Annotated in this window: 21 protein-coding genes and 2 riboswitches; of the genes, 4 read left to right on the top strand and 17 right to left on the bottom strand. The window is 58.2% G+C overall.

What is annotated here, in order from left to right:
• Window positions 1-52: 52 nt before the first annotated feature.
• From B0B07_RS13875 to B0B07_RS13890, 4 genes are all read right to left on the bottom strand, one after another.
• Entirely contained in the window at window positions 53-1,120 is a 1,068-nt protein-coding gene (locus B0B07_RS13875) for a DUF871 domain-containing protein (protein ID WP_076759853.1), read from the bottom strand.
• 97 nt (window positions 1,121-1,217) lie between these two features.
• Entirely contained in the window at window positions 1,218-2,582 is a 1,365-nt protein-coding gene (locus B0B07_RS13880) for a PTS transporter subunit EIIC (protein ID WP_076759854.1), read from the bottom strand.
• Between the two features lie 15 nt (window positions 2,583-2,597).
• Window positions 2,598-3,482 carry an N-acetylmuramic acid 6-phosphate etherase gene (murQ, locus tag B0B07_RS13885; RefSeq protein WP_076759856.1) on the bottom strand — a complete coding sequence of 295 codons (885 nt, stop codon included), beginning with the start codon at window positions 3,480-3,482 and terminating at the stop codon, window positions 2,598-2,600.
• A 578-nt stretch (window positions 3,483-4,060) separates the two neighbouring features.
• Entirely contained in the window at window positions 4,061-4,909 is an 849-nt protein-coding gene (locus B0B07_RS13890) for a MurR/RpiR family transcriptional regulator (protein WP_076759858.1), read from the bottom strand.
• Between the two features lie 204 nt (window positions 4,910-5,113).
• Between B0B07_RS13890 and B0B07_RS13895 the strand changes: the two genes are divergently transcribed.
• On the top strand, window positions 5,114-5,812 hold the full coding sequence (locus tag B0B07_RS13895; protein ID WP_076760077.1) for an RluA family pseudouridine synthase: 699 nt from the start codon (window positions 5,114-5,116) through the stop codon (window positions 5,810-5,812).
• Between the two features lie 142 nt (window positions 5,813-5,954).
• Window positions 5,955-7,136 carry an MFS transporter gene (locus B0B07_RS13900; RefSeq protein WP_076759860.1) on the top strand — a complete coding sequence of 394 codons (1,182 nt, stop codon included), beginning with the start codon at window positions 5,955-5,957 and terminating at the stop codon, window positions 7,134-7,136.
• A 241-nt stretch (window positions 7,137-7,377) separates the two neighbouring features.
• On the opposite strand, the gene B0B07_RS13905 is transcribed toward B0B07_RS13900, so the two are convergent.
• From B0B07_RS13905 to B0B07_RS13915, 3 genes are read right to left on the bottom strand one after another with little or no spacing between them, the layout of a single operon-like run.
• The gene (locus B0B07_RS13905; protein ID WP_076759861.1) at window positions 7,378-8,406 is read right to left on the bottom strand and encodes a TolB-like translocation protein; all 1,029 of its coding nucleotides are present in this window, start codon (window positions 8,404-8,406) and stop codon (window positions 7,378-7,380) included.
• Between the two features lie 15 nt (window positions 8,407-8,421).
• The gene (locus B0B07_RS13910) at window positions 8,422-9,288 is read right to left on the bottom strand and encodes a permease prefix domain 1-containing protein (RefSeq protein WP_076759863.1); all 867 of its coding nucleotides are present in this window, start codon (window positions 9,286-9,288) and stop codon (window positions 8,422-8,424) included.
• The gene (locus B0B07_RS13915; RefSeq protein WP_076759865.1) at window positions 9,285-9,608 is read right to left on the bottom strand and encodes a PadR family transcriptional regulator; all 324 of its coding nucleotides are present in this window, start codon (window positions 9,606-9,608) and stop codon (window positions 9,285-9,287) included. Before B0B07_RS13915 ends, B0B07_RS13910 begins: the two co-directional genes overlap by 4 nt.
• A 187-nt stretch (window positions 9,609-9,795) precedes the next feature.
• Between B0B07_RS13915 and B0B07_RS13920 the strand changes: the two genes are divergently transcribed.
• Window positions 9,796-11,049: a dicarboxylate/amino acid:cation symporter gene (locus B0B07_RS13920; RefSeq protein ID WP_076759866.1), complete on the top strand. Its 1,254-nt coding sequence runs from the start codon at window positions 9,796-9,798 to the stop codon at window positions 11,047-11,049.
• A gap of 96 nt (window positions 11,050-11,145) precedes the next feature.
• Here the strand turns inward: B0B07_RS13920 and B0B07_RS13925 are convergent, their stop codons facing one another.
• The 10 genes from B0B07_RS13925 to B0B07_RS13970 form a co-directional block, all read right to left on the bottom strand.
• Entirely contained in the window at window positions 11,146-12,198 is a 1,053-nt protein-coding gene (locus tag B0B07_RS13925; protein ID WP_084186708.1) for a S1C family serine protease, read from the bottom strand.
• A gap of 122 nt (window positions 12,199-12,320) precedes the next feature.
• On the bottom strand, window positions 12,321-12,536 hold the full coding sequence (locus tag B0B07_RS13930; RefSeq protein WP_076759868.1) for a hypothetical protein: 216 nt from the start codon (window positions 12,534-12,536) through the stop codon (window positions 12,321-12,323).
• A 208-nt stretch (window positions 12,537-12,744) separates the two neighbouring features.
• The gene (locus tag B0B07_RS13935) at window positions 12,745-13,500 is read right to left on the bottom strand and encodes an amino acid ABC transporter ATP-binding protein (protein WP_076759869.1); all 756 of its coding nucleotides are present in this window, start codon (window positions 13,498-13,500) and stop codon (window positions 12,745-12,747) included.
• A gap of 13 nt (window positions 13,501-13,513) precedes the next feature.
• Window positions 13,514-14,227, bottom strand: coding sequence for an amino acid ABC transporter permease (locus B0B07_RS13940; protein WP_234982419.1), 714 nt, complete (start codon window positions 14,225-14,227; stop codon window positions 13,514-13,516).
• A 15-nt stretch (window positions 14,228-14,242) separates the two neighbouring features.
• Window positions 14,243-14,953, bottom strand: a complete 711-nt coding sequence (locus B0B07_RS15185; RefSeq protein WP_076759871.1) for an amino acid ABC transporter permease — start codon at window positions 14,951-14,953, stop codon at window positions 14,243-14,245.
• A gap of 15 nt (window positions 14,954-14,968) precedes the next feature.
• Window positions 14,969-15,820, bottom strand: a complete 852-nt coding sequence (locus B0B07_RS15190; RefSeq protein WP_076759872.1) for a transporter substrate-binding domain-containing protein — start codon at window positions 15,818-15,820, stop codon at window positions 14,969-14,971.
• Between the two features lie 45 nt (window positions 15,821-15,865).
• Window positions 15,866-17,050 (bottom strand): acyl-CoA dehydrogenase family protein, encoded by a 1,185-nt coding sequence (locus B0B07_RS13955; RefSeq protein WP_076759875.1) that lies wholly within the window; start codon window positions 17,048-17,050, stop codon window positions 15,866-15,868.
• Between the two features lie 215 nt (window positions 17,051-17,265).
• Window positions 17,266-18,720 (bottom strand): MFS transporter, encoded by a 1,455-nt coding sequence (locus B0B07_RS13960; protein WP_076759876.1) that lies wholly within the window; start codon window positions 18,718-18,720, stop codon window positions 17,266-17,268.
• A gap of 82 nt (window positions 18,721-18,802) precedes the next feature.
• Window positions 18,803-18,905: riboswitch (SAM riboswitch) on the bottom strand.
• 74 nt (window positions 18,906-18,979) lie between these two features.
• Complete coding sequence (locus B0B07_RS13965) at window positions 18,980-20,119, bottom strand: 5-methyltetrahydropteroyltriglutamate--homocysteine S-methyltransferase (RefSeq protein WP_076759878.1); 1,140 nt, start codon at window positions 20,117-20,119, stop codon at window positions 18,980-18,982.
• Between the two features lie 72 nt (window positions 20,120-20,191).
• A complete protein-coding gene (locus tag B0B07_RS13970) occupies window positions 20,192-21,340 on the bottom strand; it encodes a PLP-dependent transferase (protein WP_076760082.1) in 1,149 nt (382 codons plus the stop codon).
• 82 nt (window positions 21,341-21,422) lie between these two features.
• A riboswitch (SAM riboswitch) is annotated at window positions 21,423-21,532 on the bottom strand.
• A 196-nt stretch (window positions 21,533-21,728) separates the two neighbouring features.
• Between B0B07_RS13970 and B0B07_RS13975 the strand changes: the two genes are divergently transcribed.
• Window positions 21,729-22,289, top strand: coding sequence for an NADPH-dependent FMN reductase (locus B0B07_RS13975; RefSeq protein WP_084186709.1), 561 nt, complete (start codon window positions 21,729-21,731; stop codon window positions 22,287-22,289).
• Window positions 22,290-22,499 lie beyond the last annotated feature (210 nt).

Here is a 22,499-nt window from a genome sequence, read left to right on the forward strand (position 1 = left end):
CTATAAGAGTGATCCTATTATAGCAGAGGGCGGGGCAGCCGGCCCCGGCGGATCACCGGACCCATCGGATGCGGAACGGCTGGCCCCCGCCGATATGCCGCAGGAGCGGCAGGTCTTCGTCAATGACCCGGCCGAGGACGTTCACCTTTTCATCTGCGGTCAGGTCCCGTTTCGTGATCTGGACCTCGCCTTGGTAGCGGCCGTACAGACGGTTGTCGACAGTGATCGAACCTGCGGGACGGGGGCCCGCAGAGAGAGGTTCCACCGGCAGGTCAACGAGGCCCTCAAGCCGGGATTCGGCAGAACGGATGACGTCCCTGGCCGGATCGGGACGATTGGTCTGCACGCTTTCGAGCTGTTCCAGGAGCCGGGCATCCGATGTGGCGGGGCGTGCCCGGAGCGGGATGGCGCCGCCACATCGGATGCGGAATTGTTCAAGTGTTTCATCGTTGATCGATGGATCGCCGATGAGGATCTTGCCGACGGCCGGTTCTCCAAGCAGGTCCAGATAGGCGGCGAACGGAGAAGTGCCGCGGTGATCTTCCAGCGTCGGCAAACCGAGCTGGAGCGGGCCGCGTTTCAGGCCGTCTCCCGGGATGAACGCCATGACCTGCAGGCCTTCGGACCGCAGCCAAGCATTCCGGCGGTTGAATTCCTCGCGGTCAAGTCCGGTTTCAGGGCGGGGGTAGAAGTTATGCCAGGCTTCGGCCGAGGAGAAGGAAAGTCCGGCACTCCGGAGCTTGTCGATGTTCTCCTGTGTCAGGGTGCTGGCGTTCAGTGCGACTCTCATCCCTTTTGACAGGGAAGCGATCGTTTCTTCGCTGATGCCGTAATCCAGTCTGAGACCGGATACCCCCCACTCCAGCAGGCCCGAAGCAGTGTCCCATGTGAACCCCAGGTGACCGAGGGAGCCGGGGGAGATGTCCGCGAACAGCTCCATCCCGTGCATCCGGGCAAGTGAGCCGAGCGTCTTCAGGCGCCCGGCGTACAGTCCGGGATCGTCTTCGGGGATGTGCAGGGAAGTGAAGATGCTCTTGAAACCGGCAGCACTCATTTTTATAATGATTTGTTCTTGCTCGTCGGCGGATTGCTCCGACAGATAGACGGATATTCCAAGCATGGGTCAGTCTCCTTCCGGGTGGCAAAATGTAAAGACGGCAGGAGGGGATCGATGAGAAATCCCGCTTGCTCCTGCCGTCTCCCTTGTTTAATTGTTTTTAGAAATTCTCGTCCATTTCCTTCGTGAAGCCGAAAAGGTACGTGAAGATGAAGCCGGCCGTGTAGGTGATGAGCAGGCCGAAGAAGTACAGCAGGTATTTGTTGTCGACGATCACCGGGATCAGGGAGAGGCCGGAAACCCCGACGCTGCCGGCAGCGGTATGCATCATCGCCTGGAACGCACCGCCGACGGCTGCACCCATACATGCGGTGATGAACGGCCGGCCGAGCGGCAGGGTGACCCCGTAGAGAAGCGGTTCTCCGATCCCGAGGAACCCGACGGGCAGACCGCCCTTGATGACGTTGCGCAGCCGCTTGTTGCGGGCTTTGACGAAGATCGCGATGGACGCCCCGACCTGTCCGGCACCCGCCATGGCGAGGATCGGAAGAAGTGACGTGTAGCCGACCGAGTTGATGAGTTCCATATGGATCGGCGTGAGCCCATGGTGAAGCCCGACCATGACGAGCGGCAGGAAGAACCCGGCCAGCACGGCACCCGCGAACGGACCGCCGACCGAAAGGATGCTGTGGATCCCTTTTGTGATGAAGTCGGCCAGCACGCCGGCAGCCGGCATGACCGCCACGATCGTCAACAGCCCGACGGTCAGTACGGTGAGCAGCGGAGTGAAGATGATATCCACTGCGCTCGGGATAAATTTCCGGTACAGGCGTTCAAAGACGACCATCAGCCATGCGGCAAAGATGGCGCCGAACAGGCCGCCCCTGCCCGGCAGCAGGTTCTCGCCGAACAGGACAATGTCTGCAAGGCCGGGGTTGATCGTGATGATGGCGGCAATCGCCCCGAGTACAGGCGTCCCGCCGAATTCCTTCGCCGTGTTCCAGCCGACGAGGACGGCCAGATAAGCGAAGATGCTTCCGCCGAGTACGGAGAAGATCTGGATCCAGGCAAGTTCCTCTGAATAGCCCGCGTTTTTCGCGAATCCGGCAATCCCGTTTATGATCCCCGAAGCGACGAGCCCCGGAATGAGCGGGATGAAGATATTCCCGATGCGCCTCAGCAGGTTCTTGACCGGCGTGTTGTTCTTTTTCTTGAGTTCCGCTTTTTTGGCGCTGACGGCATCACCCTCGTCCACGTCCAGCGTTTCCCCCATCCGCTTGCCGGTGATTCGGGTGATTTCGGCAGAAACTTTATTGACCGTGCCCGGTCCGACGACCACCTGAAGCGTGTCGTCTTCGATGACGCCCATGACGCCGTCTGTGTTTTTGAGGCCCGTGATGTCTGCAAGGCTTTCGTCTTTCAGATCCAGTCGCACCCGGGTCATGCAATGGGTGAACGAGCGGATGTTGTCCCCGCCGCCGATGTGATCCAGTATCCCCCTGGCGAGCTTCTCCTCTTTCTTCATCTTTTCCCCTCCAGATTAGTTGATCTCTCTGATGATCCCCTTTGATTTTTCCAATTGCCCGACTGCCTCTTCATATGAACATCCGAGGAGGATCATGACAATGGCGGTCTTCACCTGACCGTCCGCTTTTTCATACATTTCTTTTGCTGTTGACGCATCGCATCCGGTCGCTTCCATGATGATGTGCTTGGCCCGCTCGATCAGCTTCTGGTTCGTCGGCTGCACGTCGACCATCAGGTTTCCGTACACTTTCCCGATGCCGGTCATGGCGATGGTCGTGATCATGTTCAGCACGAGCTTCTGTGCGGTGCCCGCCTTCAGCCGGGTGGAACCGGTAATGATCTCCGGCCCCGTCACGACTTCAATGGCGACGTCCGCGGCTTGGCCGATCTTGGAGTCCTTGTTGTTGCTGACGGCCACTGTTTTTGCGCCGGCTTCCTTCGCTTTTTCCAAAGCGCCGATCACGTAGGGCGTCCGGCCGCTTGCGGCGATCCCGATGACGACGTCCCGGGGATCGGGCGAGAGAGCCTCCAGATCCGAGCGGCCCAGCCCCTCGTCATCTTCCGCCCCTTCGATGGCGGTCGTGATCGCCCGTTCCCCGCCGGCGATCAGCCCGCGGACCATTGCAGGGTCCACTCCGAATGTCGGCGGGCATTCGGAGGCATCGAGGATACCGAGACGACCGCTCGTCCCGGCACCGGCGTAAATGAGCCTTCCTCCGTTTTGGAATGCCTGGACGACCAGGTTGACAGCGCTCTCAATTTGGTCGATTTCGCTGCGGACCGCCGCGGCCACTCCGGCATCTTCATCGTTCATCAGGAGAAGCCGGTCCCGGACGGGCAGGGTGTCGATTTCTGCGCTTTTCGGGTTCCTCATCTCTGTTGTCAGTCGATTCAGCACGTTTTCACCCGCTTTGTGAAATTTTATTTCATAATTTAATTCTAATAAAAAGAAACTTCATGTCAATATATTAAATATTTATTTTCTTATTCCAATAAAAAGACCTGTCGGCGGGGGAGATGGCTGAAAAAAGTTCATGATGAATCAACAAAGTCGGTTCCAGGGGTTGATCTTATTGCTTCCAAGGGGTGTGAAGTTGATTTCCGCTGCGGAAATCAAGTCCCGCTTTTCCTGCCGGAGGCAAGCTCCTTCCGCCTCCATATAGGACGATTGCCGAGTCGCAACCTCTTGCCCGCGAGTCCCTACCAATCATGCTCGAGTCGCAACCTATTGCCCGCGAGTCCCTACCAAATCCCCGTGAGTCCCTACGTATTGTGCGCGAGTCCCTACCAATCAACCGCGAGTCCCTACCAATACGCTTTGAGTCCCTACCAATCCCCCGTGAGTCCCTACCAAACGTCCAGTCAAAAGGCGCACACTAAAAAGGGGCGAGATTACGGCCCGGTCAACGGGTGTAATCTCGCCTCTGATTCAATCTGCCTCAAACGTTTATCAGCGGCCTTCGGGCCGGGAGGGGGCTAGCGCCGGAGACGGATGGCTTCATCGCGTGCGTCCTGATAGCGGCCGATGACCTGCACGCCCTTCTGATGGAACAGGCTGAGATAGAGCGCATCAATGATGGTCAGCTGGGTCATGCGGGACGGGATGCTGCCGATCCGGTGATCGTGTTCCACAATCGGTGTGCAGAGCCGGATGTCGGCCTCTCTGTACAGGGGGGACTTGTCCAGATTGGTGATGGCGATGACCGTGGCCCCCTTTGCTTTTGCGAAGCGGGCAAGCTCCAATACGTCTTTCGTCTTGCCCGAGATGCTGACGGCGAAGAACACATCCTTCGCATCCAGATGGGAAATGGCCGACAGCATGAAGTGGAAGTCCTGGTTGGCCAGGCTGTGGTATCCGAGCTTCGTAAACTTGTAATGGGCGTCGATCGCCGCGGTCGCCGAGCCGCCGACTCCGAAAAAGAAGATCCGGCCGGCCTGCAGGAGCGCGCCGATCGCCCGTTCGAATTCTTTCCGGTCCAGCACCGAAGGGATGGCTTCGATGGCCGATTTGTTCACATGGGTGACCTTTTGGAAGAGGTCATAGGGCTCGTCCTTTTTCTGGAGGATGTTGAAGTCCGTCAGATTCATGCCGGAGAGGGTCAGGTCTTTCACCAGTTCCATCTTGAACGATTTATAGCTGCCGATTCCGATGGACTTACAAAATCGGACAATGCTCGACTCGCTCACGCCGCTGTTCTTCGACAGGTCCCTCGTGGTCATATTGGGGATCATTTCAGGGTGGCCGAGCACGTATTCGGCGATTTTTCGCTCGGCGTCCGACAACTGGTTCAGGTTTTGTTCGATTCGGATGAGTAATGAGGTCATGGTCAATTCCTCTCTGAAGAAAGGTTCCAAATATCCCGCCGGGAAAAAGGCCCGGCAGGTGTCGTCAGAATGGCTCCCGTCCAGTATAGCAGAGCGGCCGCCGGTTGGAATCTGCCGGTCTGGCGGAGCGGCGGGGAATGCTCGCTTTTTCTCTGGGAATGGGGGAAGATGGTGCTGGAAATCATCATAAGGAGCTTGAAGCACATGGAAATTCCAGTTATTTATGAAGACAATCATCTGCTCGTCGTCGAGAAGCCGGTGAATGTGCCGGTGCAGGAGGACCAGTCCGGGGATCCGGACCTGCTCACCCTCCTGAAGCAATATCTGAAGGTCCGGTACAATAAGCCCGGCAATGTATACCTCGGCCTCGTGCACAGGCTGGACCGGCCGGTCGGCGGTGTAATCGTGTTTGCGAAAACGTCGAAGGCGGCGTCCAGGCTGTCGGATGCATTCCGGAGGCATGACGTCGGGCGGGAATATATCGCGGCCGTCCGCGGACGGATGGGGCAGAAGGCGGGCCAGCTTGAGCATTATCTGGCGAAGGACCGGAAGGAGAACCGGGTATCGGTCGTCGGGCGCGGACATCCGGAAGGAAAAAAGGCGATCCTAGATTATGAGACGGTCGGACAGTCCAAGTCACTGAGTCTGCTGAAAGTCCGTCTCCTGACCGGCCGGCCGCATCAGATCCGCGTGCAGCTGTCTGCGTCCGGATGCCCGCTCTATGGGGACCAGAAATACGGCGCCAACATAAACCGTCCCGGGCAGCAGCTGGCACTCTGGGCCCGCACGCTGTCATTCGAGCACCCGGTGAAAAAAGAGGAGATGGTCTTCGAGTCGCTCCCGCCGCCGGCTGAACCGTGGACCCGCCTGCTGCTTTCCCCGGAAATGTCCGGCAAACGGTAGGAGAACGGGAGCCGGTTCAGACCGCTTTCCGGCCGTGAATCTTCAATCCAGAATGGATTTGCTCTTTGTACATGCCTATGACTGGCCTCTTGCAGGCGCCCCCTGTATCATAGAAGGAATCGGGTAAAAGGGGAACATACTGATGAAAAAGAAAATGAACATCACGCTTGCGACATTGCTCATCAATTTATTTATCGCCTTCATGGGCATCGGTCTCGTCATCCCGGTGCTCCCATCAATCTTGAACGAACTCGGGATGACCGGATCTGCGGCGGGGAACCTCGTGGCCGCATTCGCCATCACACAACTCTTGGCATCCCCGATCGCCGGGCGGCTGGTCGACCGCATCGGGCGGAAGCCGATGATCGTCTTTGGTCTCATCCTGTTCAGTGCGTCGGAGCTGCTGTTCGGGCTCGGACAGTCGGTGTGGGTGCTGTTTGCTTCACGGCTCATCGGCGGTGTGAGCGCGGCATTCATCATGCCGGCCGTCACGGCATTCATCGCGGACATCACGACGATGGAGGAGCGTCCGAAGGCGCTCGGCTACATGTCCGCCGCCATTTCGACCGGATTCATCATCGGGCCGGGGATTGGCGGATTTCTCGCAGAAATCGGGACAAGGGTGCCGTTCTTCGCCGCGGCCGTCCTCGCATTCGTGGCGGCTGTCTTCTCATTCCTGTCCCTCCGGGAGCCGGATCGGCAGGGACAGCAGGAGGAAGCGGTGGCAGGCTCCGGATTCCGCCGGATCTTTGCACCGATTTACTTTATCGCATTCCTTATCGTGTTCATCCTGTCATTCGGTCTGTCTTCGTTCGAATCGTTGTTTGCCCTGTACGCAGACCATAAATTCGGCTTCACGCCAAAGGATATCGCCATCATGGTGACCGGCGGTGCAGTCATCGGGGCGGTCGCCCAGGTATGGTTGTTTGACCGGCTGGACAAGTGGCTGGGGGAAATCCGCCTCATCCGCTGGTGCCTCATCGTTTCGGGGGCGCTCGTGTTCTGTGTGACGCTCGTTTCGTCCTACATGCTCATTCTGCTTGTGACGATGACCGTGTTCATCGGCTTTGACCTCGTGCGGCCGGCCGTCACGACTTATCTGTCGAAAGTGGCGGGGAACGAGCAGGGCTTCGCCGGCGGGATGAACTCGATGTTCACGAGCCTCGGCAACGTGTTCGGACCGGTCATCGGCGGGAAACTGTTTGATATCCAGCTTGATTTTCCGTTTTATTTTGCCACGCTCGTCTTGTTTGCCGGGGTGGCCCTGTCCTACTTCTGGAAAAGGCCGAAGGCGGAACAATTGCCGCCGGCTCCGTCAGAATAATCACGGGGTTCCATGTCCGTTGTCCGTCAGGGCCGGACGCCGGCGGCGCAACGGCATATAATAAAGTCACAAGAGTCATCACTCCGATTATTGGGGTGGTGGCTCTTTTCATGTTCACGATTGTCCGGTCTGCGGCCATACAAAAAGACGGGGCTGCACCCTGTTTGTCAGGTGCGCCCCGCGTCTCTATTGGCCTTGAACCGGCGGTGTTCCGCGGCCTCTGTCATCCGTCGTTCATTGCTTATTCGGCGGGGAACAGCGCTTCCGGAGTTCCGCCGTCCGCAGGCATCCGGTACAGATGGAAATCAGGCCGTTCCTTCCCGAAGTTCCGGTCTTCGACGAACCAGAGCGTCTTGCCGTCCGGGCTGAGCACCGGGTTTCCGGCATGGGTCCGCATCCGGGTCAATTGCCTGCCGTTTCCTTGCCCGGAATCAGATCGGAATAACTCGTACTCAAAAATCCCTTCGTCCGACGTTTTGCTGACGGCCTGATAAATCGCTCCTCCATCCGGGATGATGGCGAATCCGTAGACGTCACGGGGATAGCCGTCTCCTGCCGGCTCGGGCGTGCCTCCTTCTTCAGGAATCCGGTAAATCTGCTGGGTTGCGTCGAACGTTTCTTCTGCAGATTCATATTCTTCATCTCCGAACATGGAAAAGTAGACCGAATCCGATCCGGCGGGCACGTCGAGCGATTGCATGTCATACGCTTTGAGATCGGTAAGCGGCCGCGTGTTGTTTTCCGACAGCCGATATTCATGGACGTCGAAATCATGCGGGTGCTGAGCGGCGACCGGCGAATAGTTTTCAAATACGCCGGCCCGCAGAAAATATATCAGGTCCGGGTCGTCCGGGCTGAATGTCAACTCCGTGATCAACCCCTTGTCCTGAAAGACCGCCCGTTCCGTTCCGCTTTCCAGATCCAGCAGGCGGATTATGCTTTTCAGCCCGCCGGCTGCGGGGTCTTTCGGTGAAACGGTGAACGCGATCGAGCGGCCGTCCGGAGAAAAGGAGAGGGAGTTGATCCGGCTGTCGGTTCCGCTTTCTGCGAGCGGACCGGAAGAGGCGGCTTCCTCGTCCAATAGATAGATCCCCGGACGACCTTCGGTAAAGGAAACCACGGCGATCGAGCCGTCGGCTGTGACGTCATAGACACCGGAAAAGCCTTCCTCGGTTTCGTTTTCCGGCTTCTGGAGGGCCAGGCCGGCCGCAGCCGACGCGGCCGTGGCTGCCCCGATTAAAATGAGGGCGATCAATAATGGACGCTTCATCAGACTTCATCTCCTTCAGGTAATCCGGAAAAACAGGGCAAGCGCCGCAGCGATGACGGCAATCTGAAGCCCGGTGATCCCGTACGCAGTTTTCACCCGGCCTTTTGCAAGTAGCAGCCATTGTGCCGCATAAGTGAGCGCCCAGAACAGGGCGGGGATGAGCGCGAACATCCAGACCCGGTCGGTCCCGTCCGAGAAGGCCAGATAGGCCCAGAGGATGAACAGGGAAATGCTGACTGAAAGGATGCCCGTCGTGACGTTCGCGGCATTGATCGCCATATCGTGTTTTTCCAGCCGGACTCTTCGGGTGCGGTAATCATAGGCGCTCGTACGGTAGACGAGCGCCATGGCCAGCAGGATGAGCAGCCACCCGGCCATGGCCAGGATGCTCCCGGCATTCCCGGGAACAGCGGACGTCAGGAGTATGCCCGAGAGCAGAACGCCGGTCTGGAGCAGGAACAGGCCGTTCAGGACAAACCGCCTGTTCAGGGAAGCCGGAGGATCCACTGCCAGTGCAAGGAGGGCGGAACCGGTCAGGGAACACAGGATCAGCCACGGGATATAGGCACTCCATGCCGTCAGAAGGACCGAAAAGAATACGGCAAATCCGAAGAGCAGGGAACCGGCGGAAAGTCCAAGGATCATTTCGCGGCGGTACGGATAAAGGGCCTGCTGGATCTGCCGCCCGATCCTCTTGCCGTCCCCGAACCGGGACATCGCCAACTCCTCCGCTTCCTGTTCGGTATGCCCCTCTTCGATCAGCCGGCTGAATGTGGCTTCAAGATGGCCGGCCATCTCTTCTTCCAGATCCTGCCGTTCCATTCGGGTTCCGTCTGTTCTCCGGGAAATCTCGCGCGCAAAGCGGAGCAGGGCAGGCCTCATCGGTATCCCTCCGCAGTTTTGCGGATCAGTGCGTCCACCCGGTTCCAGCTTTCCAGCTTTTCTTCTGCCGTCTCGCCGCCTTTGTCGGTGAGACGGTAATATTTGCGTCTCTGACCGCTCCCTTCGACCCAGTACGACTCGACCCAGTTTTTCCGCTCGATGCGCTTCAGTGCCGCATAGAGTGTGCCTTCGCTCATCTCATAGGCGCCGTCGCTCAGTTCGTGGACAAGCTGGACAATCTCATAGCCATAAAGGTCTTTCTTCCGCAGCAGCGAGAGGATCAGCAGATCGATGCTGCCTTTGAGCATTTCCTTTTCCAATGGACTCCCTCCAGATCAGTTTTGGTTATATACATTGTAATACGAGGTACATCGCATTACAAGGTGAGGTAAAAAACTGAAATTTTAGCCAACTCATTGACAAACTGGGCGCCATTTCAATATAATCGCAGAAAGCGCTTTCATTCTTTCAGGGGGAAACGAAGAGAAAAAGAATGGAGGGATTCTGATGAAACTGGCTAGGAATATCCTGATTGCCCTGATTGCCGGTGTCATGGTCGGTCTTGTTCTTAATCTGTTTGCGCCGGGCGTGTTCTCGAAAGCTGATCTGTTCCTGTTCAAGCCGCTCGGCACCATTTTCCTGAACTTGATGAAGATGCTCGTCGTGCCGGTCGTGTTCATCTCGATCGTGCTGGGGACCGTCGGGATCGGGGATCCGAAAAAACTTGGAAGGATCGGTGCCAAGACAATTTCGTACTTCCTGATCACTACGGCTGTGGCCATTTTCATCGCACTGGCGTTTGCACTCGTGGTGAAGCCGGGTGCCGGAGGCGGTTTTGAGACGGAAGGGATTTCCTATGAGGCGAATGAGGCGCCGCCTGTGTCCGACACGCTGCTCGGGATCATTCCGACAAACCCGGTGACGGCCATGGCGGAAGGGAATATGCTCCAGATCATCTTCTTTGCGGCGCTTGTCGGGTTCGGGCTCGCCATGCTCGGCAAGAAGACGGACCGCCTGGTCGTTCTGTTTGAGCAGGCGAACGGGCTCGTCATGTATCTGATCACATTCATCATGAAGTTCGCCCCGTACGGAGCGTTCGGCCTGATTGCCTCCGCCGTCGGAAGCCAGGGGTTTGATGCACTCCGTGCGATGGGCCTCTACATGGGCGTCGTGCTCGGTGCGCTCGCGATCCATTCCGTGATTGTTTACGGTGGTTCGGTCGCGCTGCTCGGAAAGCGGAATCCGGTCTGGTTCTTCAAGAACTTCTTCCCGGCTCAGGTGGTCGCGTTCAGCACGGCCAGTTCCGCTGCGGCCCTGCCGATCTCCCTGAAGACGGCACAGGAACGGCTCAAGGTGCCTGAGTCGATCAGTTCGTTCACCCAGTCCCTCGGCGCGACGATCAATATGGACGGCACGGCCATCATGCAGGGGGCGGCAGTCGTCTTCATCGCCCAGGCGTTCGGCGTCGATCTGACGATGGGGCAGTTGGTCACCGTTGTGCTGACGGCTGTCCTGGCGAGCATCGGGACGGCAGCGGTTCCGGGTGCGGGCCTGATCATGCTCGCGATGGTGCTGACGTCAGTCGGCCTGCCGGTCGAGGGCATCGCGCTCGTGCTCGGGGTGGATCGTCTGCTCGACATGGTCCGTACGGCCGTCAACATCACGGGTGATGCGGCTTGTGCAGTCGTCGTTGCCCAGTCCGAGGGGACACTTGGCGATCCGGCCATGGAAGGTGTGCCGGCTGAAGCAAAGACAATCTGAAGCCAATAAAGCAGGGAGAGAAACGGTGAGTTTCTCTCCCTGCTTTTTGTTTGCCCCGATCGCTCAATCCCTGATTTTCAACGGACGTTTCCGGCGTCACCCGCCGTCCCGCTGGCGGTACAATTCATCGACGGGTACAAACAGGCCGACCGTCCCTTCCGATTCATGGTTCAGTGTCGCGAAAATGATGCCGATCACATGCCCGTCCCGGTCAAGGACCGGACTGCCGCTGTTTCCCCGGTAGACCGGCGCCTTGATCATGATGACCGGCTGCCCGAGACCGTCCACCCGGATCGGTCCGATGACGGTTCCTTCATTGGCTACGCCCCGGAAGCTGAGAGGATTTCCGATGAACGTAACGGGATCTCCTTCGATGAGGTTCATTGATTCGGCCAATACCAGCGCAGGCAGTCCCTCTTCGCCGGTTTCCAGAACCGCCATGTCCGCTTCCGGATACTCTTCGGTGACGTCCGCCATGAACCGCCGGTCGTCCGGAAGCACGACCGAGACCCGGTCATGTCCCTCGATGACGTGGTGATTTGTCAGGATTGTTCCGCTGTCGGAGATGACGAAGCCCGTTCCGGCACCGTCTGGGGTGACGACCGAGACGATGGATTGCTTTTGTGCCTGTATAGTCTCTTGTTCAGACAACTTGGTCGAAGTGCGGAGGAAATCCACCGCGGCGATCGGATACAGCTCAAAGATGAACGCGAATGTGCTCACGAACATGGCAAGGGAGATGAGCCAGATCATCGCCTTCGTGCCGAACGAAGGCTTTTTCGGTGCGCCCTGCTCCCGGACCTCGTTCTGGAGCGCCTCGCGCTGGGCCTCCAGAACGAGCCGGCGGATCTCTTCATCTTCCGGATCGACGGGCTCCGGATCCGGAAGATTGTCCCGATCCTCCATCTCCTCCAACGGCCCCTCAAGCCCGTCATCATCGATCGGTTCCCTGGAGCCTTCCGCGATTGAATCCCAGATCACCCAGTCATCGGGTTCCCAGATTTCCTCGTCTTCCCATCCCTCATCTTCCCATGTCTCTTCTTCCCGATCCGTACCGGTCTGCTGTCCGTTGGACGGATCCTCCGGTCTCTCCGTTTTCCGGATATCTTCCCCGGGCGCGTCCCCCCGCTTGCCGTCATGTCGTTCCATCGTTTCCCACCCTTAAGCGTTCTTTGAATTCATTATACATGAGGGAGAGGACGGGGGTCTTTCCGGACCGGAAGGGGGAAATGAGAAAGCAGCGGTTCCTGTAGGAACCGCTGCCGTGGGCCTTACTTGCAGCCCTTAAATAATCGGGCCAGTGCCTTGAGGATGATGACGATCGCAAAGAGCGCGATCAGCAGCACCACAATGATGGCCAGAATGCCAAGCAAGCCGCCGATTGCCAGAAGAATCGGCAAGAGCAAAATCAGCCCGAGCAGCGCAAAGCCGGCCAGGATCGCTGCGAGCAAAAGGCCGACCAGGCCGTTGCATGACCATTGTGTCATTGTATTCACCTCCTCCTCTTACCGTATGCCGTGCCGCCCGAGCAAGCGGGGCGATTGGACGGGGGAGGAAGTAATTAATGCTTGCCGGGAGAGGGCTGCAGAGAACAATGCAGCAGCCGGGACAACTCCCGGAATGTAAATGACGGCCGGCCCGGATGGCGGGCGGCCGTCGTTCATCCATCATCATCCGGAAACACCGGACGGGCATTCAAATGGAATAGTTGTATTCATCGGGAAGGACCCTGCGGAGGAACCGCTTTGTCCGTTCTTCCGCCGGACGGTCGAAAATCTGTCCCGGCGTGCCCGCCTCGACAATGACCCCGTCGTCCATGAACACAACCTGGCTGGCCACATCTTTGGCAAACTGCATTTCATGCGTCACTACGAGCATCGTCGTGCCGTCCGCGGCAATCTGGCGCATGACCCCGAGCACTTCTCCGACAAGTTCGGGATCCAGTGCGGAAGTCGGTTCATCGAACAGGATGACTTCCGGATCCAGCGCAAGGGCGCGGGCAATGCCGACCCGCTGCTGCTGCCCGCCGGATAGCTGCACCGGATAGGCATCATATTTATCGGACAGCCCGACTTTATCCAGCGCTGCGGCCGCCTTTTTGCGTGCCGTCTCCTTCGGCTGCTTCCGGCCGGTGATCAGTCCTTCCATGACGTTTTCCAGTGCTGTTTTGTTGTTGAACAGATTATAGTTCTGAAAGACGAATGCGGTCTTTTGGCGGACGGCATGCACTTCTTTTTTCGTGGCGCGGTTCAGGTCGACTTCCAGGCTGCCGAGGCGTGCCGTGCCGGCATCCGCCCGTTCCAGGAAGTTCAGGCAGCGGAGCAGGGTCGTCTTGCCCGAGCCGCTCGGTCCGAGGATGACCACGACGTCCCCCTTGCCGATCTCCACGTCGACCCCCTTCAGGATCTGGAGCGGCCCGAAGGATTTCCGGACGCCTTTGAATTCAAGCATGTCGGTGCTCCTTTCATACGTGCTGCACCCTAAAGCGCGCTGCACGCTGTTCGTATTTCTTGAATGCGAATTCCACGACGCTGCACAGGATGAGATACACGAGGAAAATGTCGATATAGGCTTCGATGTAGTTGTATCCGGCGTTGGCGGCGACCTTTGCCTTCAGCGTGATCTCCTGCAGGGAAAGCGCATAGCCGAGAGAAGTGGCCTTGATCAGGTTCACCGTCGCGGTGGCCAGGTTCGGCAATGCCGAGACGAGGGCCTGCGGAATGATGATCCGCCGGAACGACTGGAAGCCGGTGAGGCCGACCGACCACGCAGCCTCCAGCTGTCCGCGGTCGACCGTGGACAGGGCGGAGCGGAACACTTCCGACAGGATCGCCGTCGTGCTGAATGAAAACACGATGAACGCATACCAGATCGGATTGAGTTCATAGACGTTTGCCTGGATCCCGTATTTCTCGAACAGTGCCGTCAATATGAGCGGCACGCTCGCATACGTGATGAAGATCTGGACAATGATCGGAGTCCCCCTGACGAACGACACATACACTTTTGTGATTTCCCGCAGGACCGGCACTTCATTGACCCGGGAGAGGGCCAGCAGGAAGCCGGCGGGAACCGCGATGAGCATGGCGACGGCCGTCACGGCAAGCGTGATGGGCACGCCGGAAAGCGCGGTGAAAAAGGTGTCGATCAGAAATGGGATGTTCAAGCTTTGCTGCACGGAGAGGCGCCTCCTTTAAGTGGTCTTGATGGTCCGCTTGCCCCTGCCGAGCCAGCGTTCGAGAAGGCTGAAAAACTGCTCGATCAGGATGGACAGCACCCAGTAAATGAGTGCCAGGGCGATGAAAATTTCAAGCGCATGCGCGTTGAAGTTCGCCGCCACGATGAGATTCGCCTTTCCGACGATGTCAATGAGCCCGATCGTATAGGCGAGCGCGCCTTCCTGGAGAAGGGCGATGAGCCCGTTTGCGAAGTTCGGGAGTGCGACGACGACCGCCTGCGGGAACACAATCCGCCTGTAGGCCTGAAGCGGGGAGAGCCCCACGCTGACCGCCGCTTCATACTGTCCGCGGTTCACCGACAGGATGGCGGACCGTGCCACCTCAGACATGATGGCTGCGAATTGCAGGGTGAACGTAATGACGACAAACACTGCGGTATGGACATCATGCAGGTTCAGCCCGAACTGTCCCGCGAGGAACGGGACACCGTAATAGACAAGAAACAAGAGGACGATCGACGGGGTGCACCGCATGATCGTCGTATAGGCATCGGCCAGTTTCCTGGCAGCGGTGCTTTTGCCGAGTTTGGCTGCAGCCAGGAGAAGGCCGAGAAGTGTTCCGAACAGGATGGACAGGCCGGAGACCGCAAAGGTCACTTTCAGAAAAGGCATCAGCTGGGAAAAGGCGGTCCAAATATAAGAGGGGTCAAAATATTTTTCGATCATCGGTGTTCCCGCCTGTCACCGGTCGACGCTGTCGAGGACATCGAACAGATTGCGCCCGTAGAATTCCTCGCTCAGCTCTTCGAGTTTCTTTTCTTCCTTCAGTTTCTTGACGGCACCGTCGTAGGCGGCGGCCAGTTCTTTTTCTTCCCGGTTGAACAGTGGCCAAGTCTTGATGACGTCAAATTCGTTGTAGACCACTTCCTCCTCCAGATGATGGTAAGGGCCGTCTTTCGCCGTGACCTGCTTTTCGAATGGCCCCTCGATCATCACTCCTCCGTCAACACGCCCCTCATTGACCCACTGGACGACGTCGACCGTGAACGAGTCGCCGGCCTGGAGCTTCACCGGATTGTCCGGGTGGGCATTGTTGTATTCTTCGATGACGGTGTACTGGGCATTATTGGCGGCAATCGGGGCAAGCGAATATCCTGCAGAGGCGAAGTCTTCGAGTGACTTGATGTTTTCGTCTTCCTTCCGGAGGACGAGGCCTGCACTGCTCAGGCCGAGGAACTCTTCGGGATACAGGAATTTTTTCGTGCGTTCCTCGGTCCAGAAAGCATTCTTCACGCCGGCCTGGAATTTGCCCTGCTCCACGCCGATGAGGAGGTCATCGCTGGTCGTGCCGACGAATTCAAATTCATAGTCGGGCAGGAGCTCGTCGACCAGCTTCATCACTTCCACGTCGTAGCCGGTCGGCTTTCCGTTCTCATCGATCCAGGACATCGGCTTTGATGCCTGGTCATAGGCGATTTTCACTTTCCTCACCGCGTCATCGCCTTCCGCGTCATCTCCGGATCCGCAGGCCGCGAGAAACAGCGCGGCGGATGTTCCGAGGAGAAGCATTTTAATCGATTTGCCGATTTTCATTTGGGTGATCCCCCTTTTTAATCTGAACGTCTTCTTTGATGCCGGTTATCCCTGGCTGTCTTTGACCGAGCGGCGGGAACGGGATTGTTCAACGGCGGTTTCTGCGAGAGAACGGATGGTCATGTCATCCGCCGGCGGGTTGTGCAGCCCCGCCCGTGCATTGCGGTAGTAGCGCTGGAGCGGGTTCGTCCGCTGGAGGCTCTGTGCCCCGGCAATCCGCATCGCCTTGTCGACGATGGAGATGGCCGCGTTCGTGACGGACGTCTTTGCGGCGGGTACCTCACCCGTCATGAGCGGCCGCCGATTCTCATCGTCATAGGCCTCGGCCACGCTGTACAGCACGTGCCGTGCCTGCATCAATTCCAGCTCGATTTCGCCGATGAGCTGACGGACATTCGGAAGCCCGCTGATCGGTCCTTTCACGCTGTTCGGCGAATGGCGGTCGGCAAAGGCGATCACCCAGTCCCTGGCTGCCTGGGCGATGCCGAGATAGGCGGCGGGGAGGTGGAGGAGCCAGCCGTCAAATGCGGGCCCGCCGGCCGGCTTTTCAGGAAGTTCCACGAGGGCACCTTCCTCCACGCTCACGCCGTCGAGGACCAGGTCATGGCTTCCGGTTCCCCTCATGGAGACCACATCCCAGGTTTCATCGACTGACAGGCCGTCGAGGTCTTTGTGAAGCAGGAAGAAACCGATCCGTTCCTTGTCTTCGATCCATGCGGAAGTGAGGAAATAGGTGAGGGCGGGGGAGCCGGTCGTGAAAGACTTGCGTCCCGAGATGACGTATCGCTCACCGTCACGTACAGCGGTCGTGCCGGGACGCCCGCCCCGTGACGGGCTGCCGGTCAGCACTTCGCTCACGGACCGATTGACGAGCGCGCCGCCGATGAGTTCGTCGGCGAAAAACCGGAGAACCCCCGGGTCCCAGTCCTTCTTTTCAAAGACGGCTCCGGGGACACCGAGATTCCAGCCGACCGAAAGTGCGAGGTTTTCGTCGTATTTGGCGATCGTCTCCTGGAACAGCACCATCTCGTACACACCGATCCCTGCGCCGCCGAATTCCGGAGGGACTGCAAGCGCCGTGTAGCCCGAGGCGGCGAGTTCCCGGATCTGGCTGACGGGATATTCTCCCCGCTCATCCCGCTCCTGGGCATCCTCGGCAAACCGGCGTCCGATCTCATCGAGCCGTGCCACCCATTGCCGCTGCAGTTCTGTCCGAATGAATAAATCCATCGTTGCATCTCCTCCTGATTGTCTATCATATTAAAAGAAAAGCGGAATAGTCGGGATTAAATCAAATATTTACGGGCCGTCCAAGGCCCGTAAATGGTTATGTGACTTTTTCAACATGCCCACACTATATAAAATAAAACATACAAAGTCAATAAGAATTAAGGGTTTAAGCGGGCCGGCATCCCTGCCATCAAGAAAATTCTCCGGGAGCAGTGTCAGGCGGCGGTTGGAGCCGGCTTAAAGGCTTTTGCCGAAACCGCTATGACCAAGAAGAAGGCGGCCGCCATGAGTCCCGCATCCAACAGCAGCGGGACCCCCCAGTTCCCGGATGCATCGCGGATGACGCCGGACACAACGGGTGAGAGAATGGCGCCGATCTCGGCAATGAGGTTCAGCATGCCGAACATCGAACCGCGCTGTTCGGCGGGGGCCAGGTCATTCGCCAGCGCATGGGCGACCGGGTGGGAGGAAAAGAAGAACAGGCCCGAGACGAACAGCAGAACGGACAGGACGACCGGATTGTGGAAACCGGCCATCACATAACCGGCGAAGATGAAGGTCAGGACCGTCACGATGGCCAGCTGGGCGGCCAGGACATTCCGGCGTCCGTTCGTCCTGACGGCCGCCCGGTCCGAGATCATCCCTCCGAGCGGGAAACCGATGATGCCGGCGAGCCCGTTGAAGGAAGCCACGAGCGCAGCGGTGACGAGCGCACTGCCACCGAAGTCCTGGACGATTGACACTGCCCAGAAACCATAGAACCAGAGATGCCACATGATCGGGATGAAGACGAGATAGATGAGGAACAGATTGCGGTTTTTTAGGATCGGTCCGATTTCTTCCTTCTTCCGCCTGTACAGGAAGAGGATCAGGATCGGGCAGAGCGCGGTCAGCATGAACGCAATGCCGATGTCGGATACACCGAACCGTGTCGCGATCACATAGATGCCGAGCACGATGGCGAGGAAGACCGCACAATAGCCGAAGAGGGGGGGCAGGGCCTTTCTGTATTCGGCCTTGATGCCCGGCGATGCGGGATCGGCACCCGGCGCCCATCGCTTCGGCTTCAGGAACCGGGCGATGACCAGTCCCGAAACGATCGTGATTCCGCCAAGGACAAAGAACGGAATCCGCCAGGCGTTCTTTCCGAAGTGGGGTTCCGCCCAGCCGAGCAGGAGCGGCACGCCGAGTGTGGCGACCGTCAGTCCCATCGAAACGCCGATCAGTGCGATGCCCATCCCGAGGCCGACTTTCTCGGGCGGGGAATGATAGGCGATATACGACCGGTCATTGGAATAGAAGACCCCTTCCCCGAGGCCGAGCAGCACGCGGAAGATGATGAATGCCAGGAGCCCTCCGGCGAGCCCGGTCAGAATGGTGGCCACACCCGCCCAAAAAACACTCAGGACGATGATGGCCCGGTAGCCGAACCGGTCTCCGAGAAAGCCTCCGGGGAACTGGGTCAGCATGAATCCTGCGAAGAACAGGCTGCCGATCAGCCCGCCGATCGCATGGGGATTCGCCGCCCCTGCAAAGAACGCCACTTCATGTTCGATCATGTACGAGATGATCGGCCCGGTCGCCGTACGGTCGATGTATGAAACGAACCAGCCGAGGAACAGCATGCCCCAGATCGTATGATAATGTTTCAATCCTTCTTTTCTGCTCATCTTATGTCACTCCATCCGATTGGTTGTCTGATCGGAGCGAATGGAAAATGCCCCGCTTGGCGCGGGGCATGGCCTTCCGTCGCTCTCATGTCCGGCGCAGCAGCGCCTCCGGAATTGGCACCTTGCCCTGTTCGGGTGGTTGCCGGGCATCATCGGGCCGGTCCCTCCGCCTCTCTGCATAAGAGTATTAAGTCTGGAATGCGGTTCTTGGCTGACCGGACGGCAAGCAACATCGAAGCCGTTCGGCCATAAAGGGCTGTCACCGCGGGTCTTTCCCCCAGATGTCTTCCGCGATCTTTACCGCATGGCGGATCTTGGCCCATTGCTCCTCTTCCGTCAGATTGTTGCCTTCCTCGGTAGAGGCGAAGCCGCATTGCGGGCTCAGCGCAAGCTGTTCGAGCGGGACATACCGGGCCGCTTCACGGATCCGGGCCTTGACCTGCTCTTCGTCTTCCAGTTCGGGACGTTTCGAGGTGATCAGGCCGAGCACGATCGTCAGGTCCGGCCGGTTGACGAAGCGGAGCGGCTCAAAGCCGCCGGAACGGTCATCGTCAAACTCCAGGAACAATCCGTCCACGTCGAGCCCGCCGAAGATGACCTCCCCCGCGCGCTCATAGCCGCCGCTCGTGAAGTACTGGGACCGGAAGTTGCCCCGGCAAATATGCATCGTGACGAGCAGGTCATCCGGCCGTCCGGCGATGGAGCCGTTGATGGCCCGGGCAAATTGATGGATCAGTTCGTCCGGGTCGGAGCCCAGTTCCCGGACCCGGTCGCGTTCGTCTTCCGTGAAGAAGGAAGTCCATGCCGTGTCATCAATCTGAAGGTACCGGCAGCCCGCTGCGTACAGATCCTTGATCAACGCATTGTAGGCGGCAGTGACGTCTTCGTAGACGTCTTCATGCTTTGCGTACACATCGGTTTCGAGCGCCGCCCGGGCAAACACCAGGTTAGGGCTCGGTATCGTAAATTTGACGGTCGCCCCTTCACCGGCGATTTCCTTCAATGACTTGAAGTGGTCGATGAACGGATGGTGTCCGCCGTAGCCGACCTTGCCGACGACCCGGATGCCGACGGGACGCGTCTGCACGGCATTGAACTTGCGGACGCCGTCCGGTGTCTCATACAGTTCGATGCCGTCGAGCCCGGAGAGGAAGTCGAGGTGCCACCAGCTGCGCCGGAATTCCCCGTCTGTGACGCCCTGGATGCCGTTGGCTTTCTGGGCTTCCACAAGCGCCTTGATCTCCTGATCTTCAATTTTGGTCAGCTCTTCGCGTGAAAGGAGCCCTTCCTTGAATTTTTCCCGTGCTTCTTTGAGCCGGGCCGGGCGGAGGAAGCTCCCGACATGGTCGGCTTTGAACGGCGAGCGGATTTTCTTCGTTTCGTCAGTTTTCGTGGTCATTTGGATTCCTTCTTTCTGTTTGTTTTTATATTTTCCGGATTGACGGTCTTCCGTCCCGGTCTTTCAACACGATCAGTTGGCGTTCACGACGGTTCCGGCGGCGGAGTTCTGTGCGTGCAGCCGGGACAGCCCGAATGCCTGCCGGAGATCATCGATGAGATCTTCCGGGTCTTCGATGCCGACTGACAGCCGGAGGAGCGAGTCATCGATTCCCCGCCTCGACCGTTCCTCATACGGGATGTCGGCATGGGTCTGGGTCGATGGGTACGTGATGAAGCTCTCGACCCCGCCGAGGCTTTCGGCAAACGCGATCAGTTCCAGTTCTTCAAGAAGCGGTGCGACGATGGCAGGGTCTTTCACCCGGAACGAGAGCATCCCGCCCCGTCCCGGGTAAAGGACTTCCGATACCGCCGGTTCGGTGCGCAGCCAACCTGCGAGCCGCCGCGCATTTTCTTCATGCTGCTGCATCCGGAGCGGCAAGGTCTTCAGTCCCCGGATCACAAGCCAGGAATCGAAGGGAGAGAGGACCGCCCCTTCCGCATTGTGCTGGGCGGCCAGCCGTTCGCAGAGTTCCCGGCCTTTGGCCACGACGAGGCCTGCCAGGACATCGTTATGGCCGCCAAGATATTTGGTCGCGCTATGGACGACGATATCGGCACCCGACTCGATCGGCCGCTGGAGGATCGGCGTATAAAAGGTATTGTCGACAATGAGCAGAAGCCCGTGCTTCCCGGCCAGCTCTCCGTAGGCGCGCAGGTCGATTTCCTGCAGAAGCGGATTGGTCGGGGTTTCGATGAACAAGGCCTTCGTCCCCCCCGTGATCGCCCGCTCGACTTCCGCGGGGGCGTCGAACGGCAGGTAGTCGACGGGGATCCCGTACTGTTTGCGGTAATGTTCGAACAGCCGGTAAGTCCCGCCGTACAGGTCTTCCGGAGCGAGAATGCCGTCTCCGGGCCGGAACAGCGACAGGACCAGGCCGATTGCCGCCATTCCGGAACTACAGGCGAAGGCGGCGTCCCCGCCCTCAATCTCGGCGAACCCTTCTTCGAGAAGGGCACGGGTCGGGTTTTTGCTCCGGGAATAATCATAGCCTGTGGACTGCCCGAGGCCGGAGTGCTCGTAGGCCGTTGAAAGGTGGATCGGAGGATTCACCGCCCCCGTGCGGGAATCAGTGCGGTTTCCGAGCTGGGCCAGCAAAGTGGAAACTTTTCTCTTGGTCATGTACATCGTCCCTTTCTTTTTTTCAGAAAAATAAAAATGGACCCTCAAATAAGAAGAGGGTCCGGCCGGTCGCGGAGTCATCTTCTCATCTTTCGGACCCGAAAATCAGGTCCGCTGGAATTAGCACCTTTGCCGGTTCGGCAGGTTGCTGAGACATCAAAGGGCCAGTCCCTCCGTCTCTCTCGATAAGAAATCCATGATTTAATTGTTTGACAACTTTCGATGAACCAACCTTATCATGCTTGGCGAAGATTCACAAGCCTGATTTTAAAGAATTTTCATGTAAGCGCTGCCAACCGCGAAACCTCGGTTTCAAGGCATATTCCGGGAAGAATCGGGCACAATCCTGTATCATAGGACAAGAAATCTAACAAAAAGGAGTTTCATCATGACAATCAAAGTAAAAGCGATCATCGGGAGCACGAGCTCCAATTCCTATAATCTGAAAGTCGTTGAATCCATGCGGAAGCGCTATGCGGACAAGCTCGAAATCACGCCTGTCTTCATCAATGCGCTCGACCCGTTCGCGATCGACATCGAGAACAACCCGACGGCGGACGTGCTCGACTTCAAGGCGGATGTTGCAGACTCGGATGCAGTGCTGTTTGCCGTTCCGGAATACAACTTCTCCATCCCGGGCACGTTGAAAAACGCGATTGACTGGATGTCGCGCGGCGAACTGGTTCTCCAAGGCAAGCCGACATTCATCGTGGGCGCCTCCATGGGACTGCTCGGATCCGTCCGTGCCCAGCAGCATCTCCGGGAAATCCTGTCCAACCCGAACCTCGCTCCGGCACTCCTGCCGCAGAACGAAGTGTACATCGGCGCCGTCCATACGAAACTGGATGAAAACGGACTGCTGAACGATGAAGCGACCCTGGCGTTCCTCGACACGGTCGTGGACAACTTCATCAAGTTCTACGAAAAAGAAACGGCTTCGGCCAAGTAATCTTCCCATCCCGTACTTCCGGCAACGGAGCGTGCGGGATTTTTGATTGCCCTCCCCGGGATCCGGGTAAAGGAGGTCTAGAAGAGGAAGGGGAGAGCGGAATCGACGACAACAAAAAGCAGGAAAACCGTCCCGTCAAAGAAGAGGGAAGACATTCGGAAGATCCGGAGAAGCTGGCACTCGGACCGGACGGGGATGACGGGTTCACCG

The organism is Edaphobacillus lindanitolerans (genome assembly GCF_900156305.1).
Lineage (GTDB): Bacteria > Bacillota > Bacilli > Bacillales_A > Planococcaceae > Bhargavaea > Bhargavaea lindanitolerans.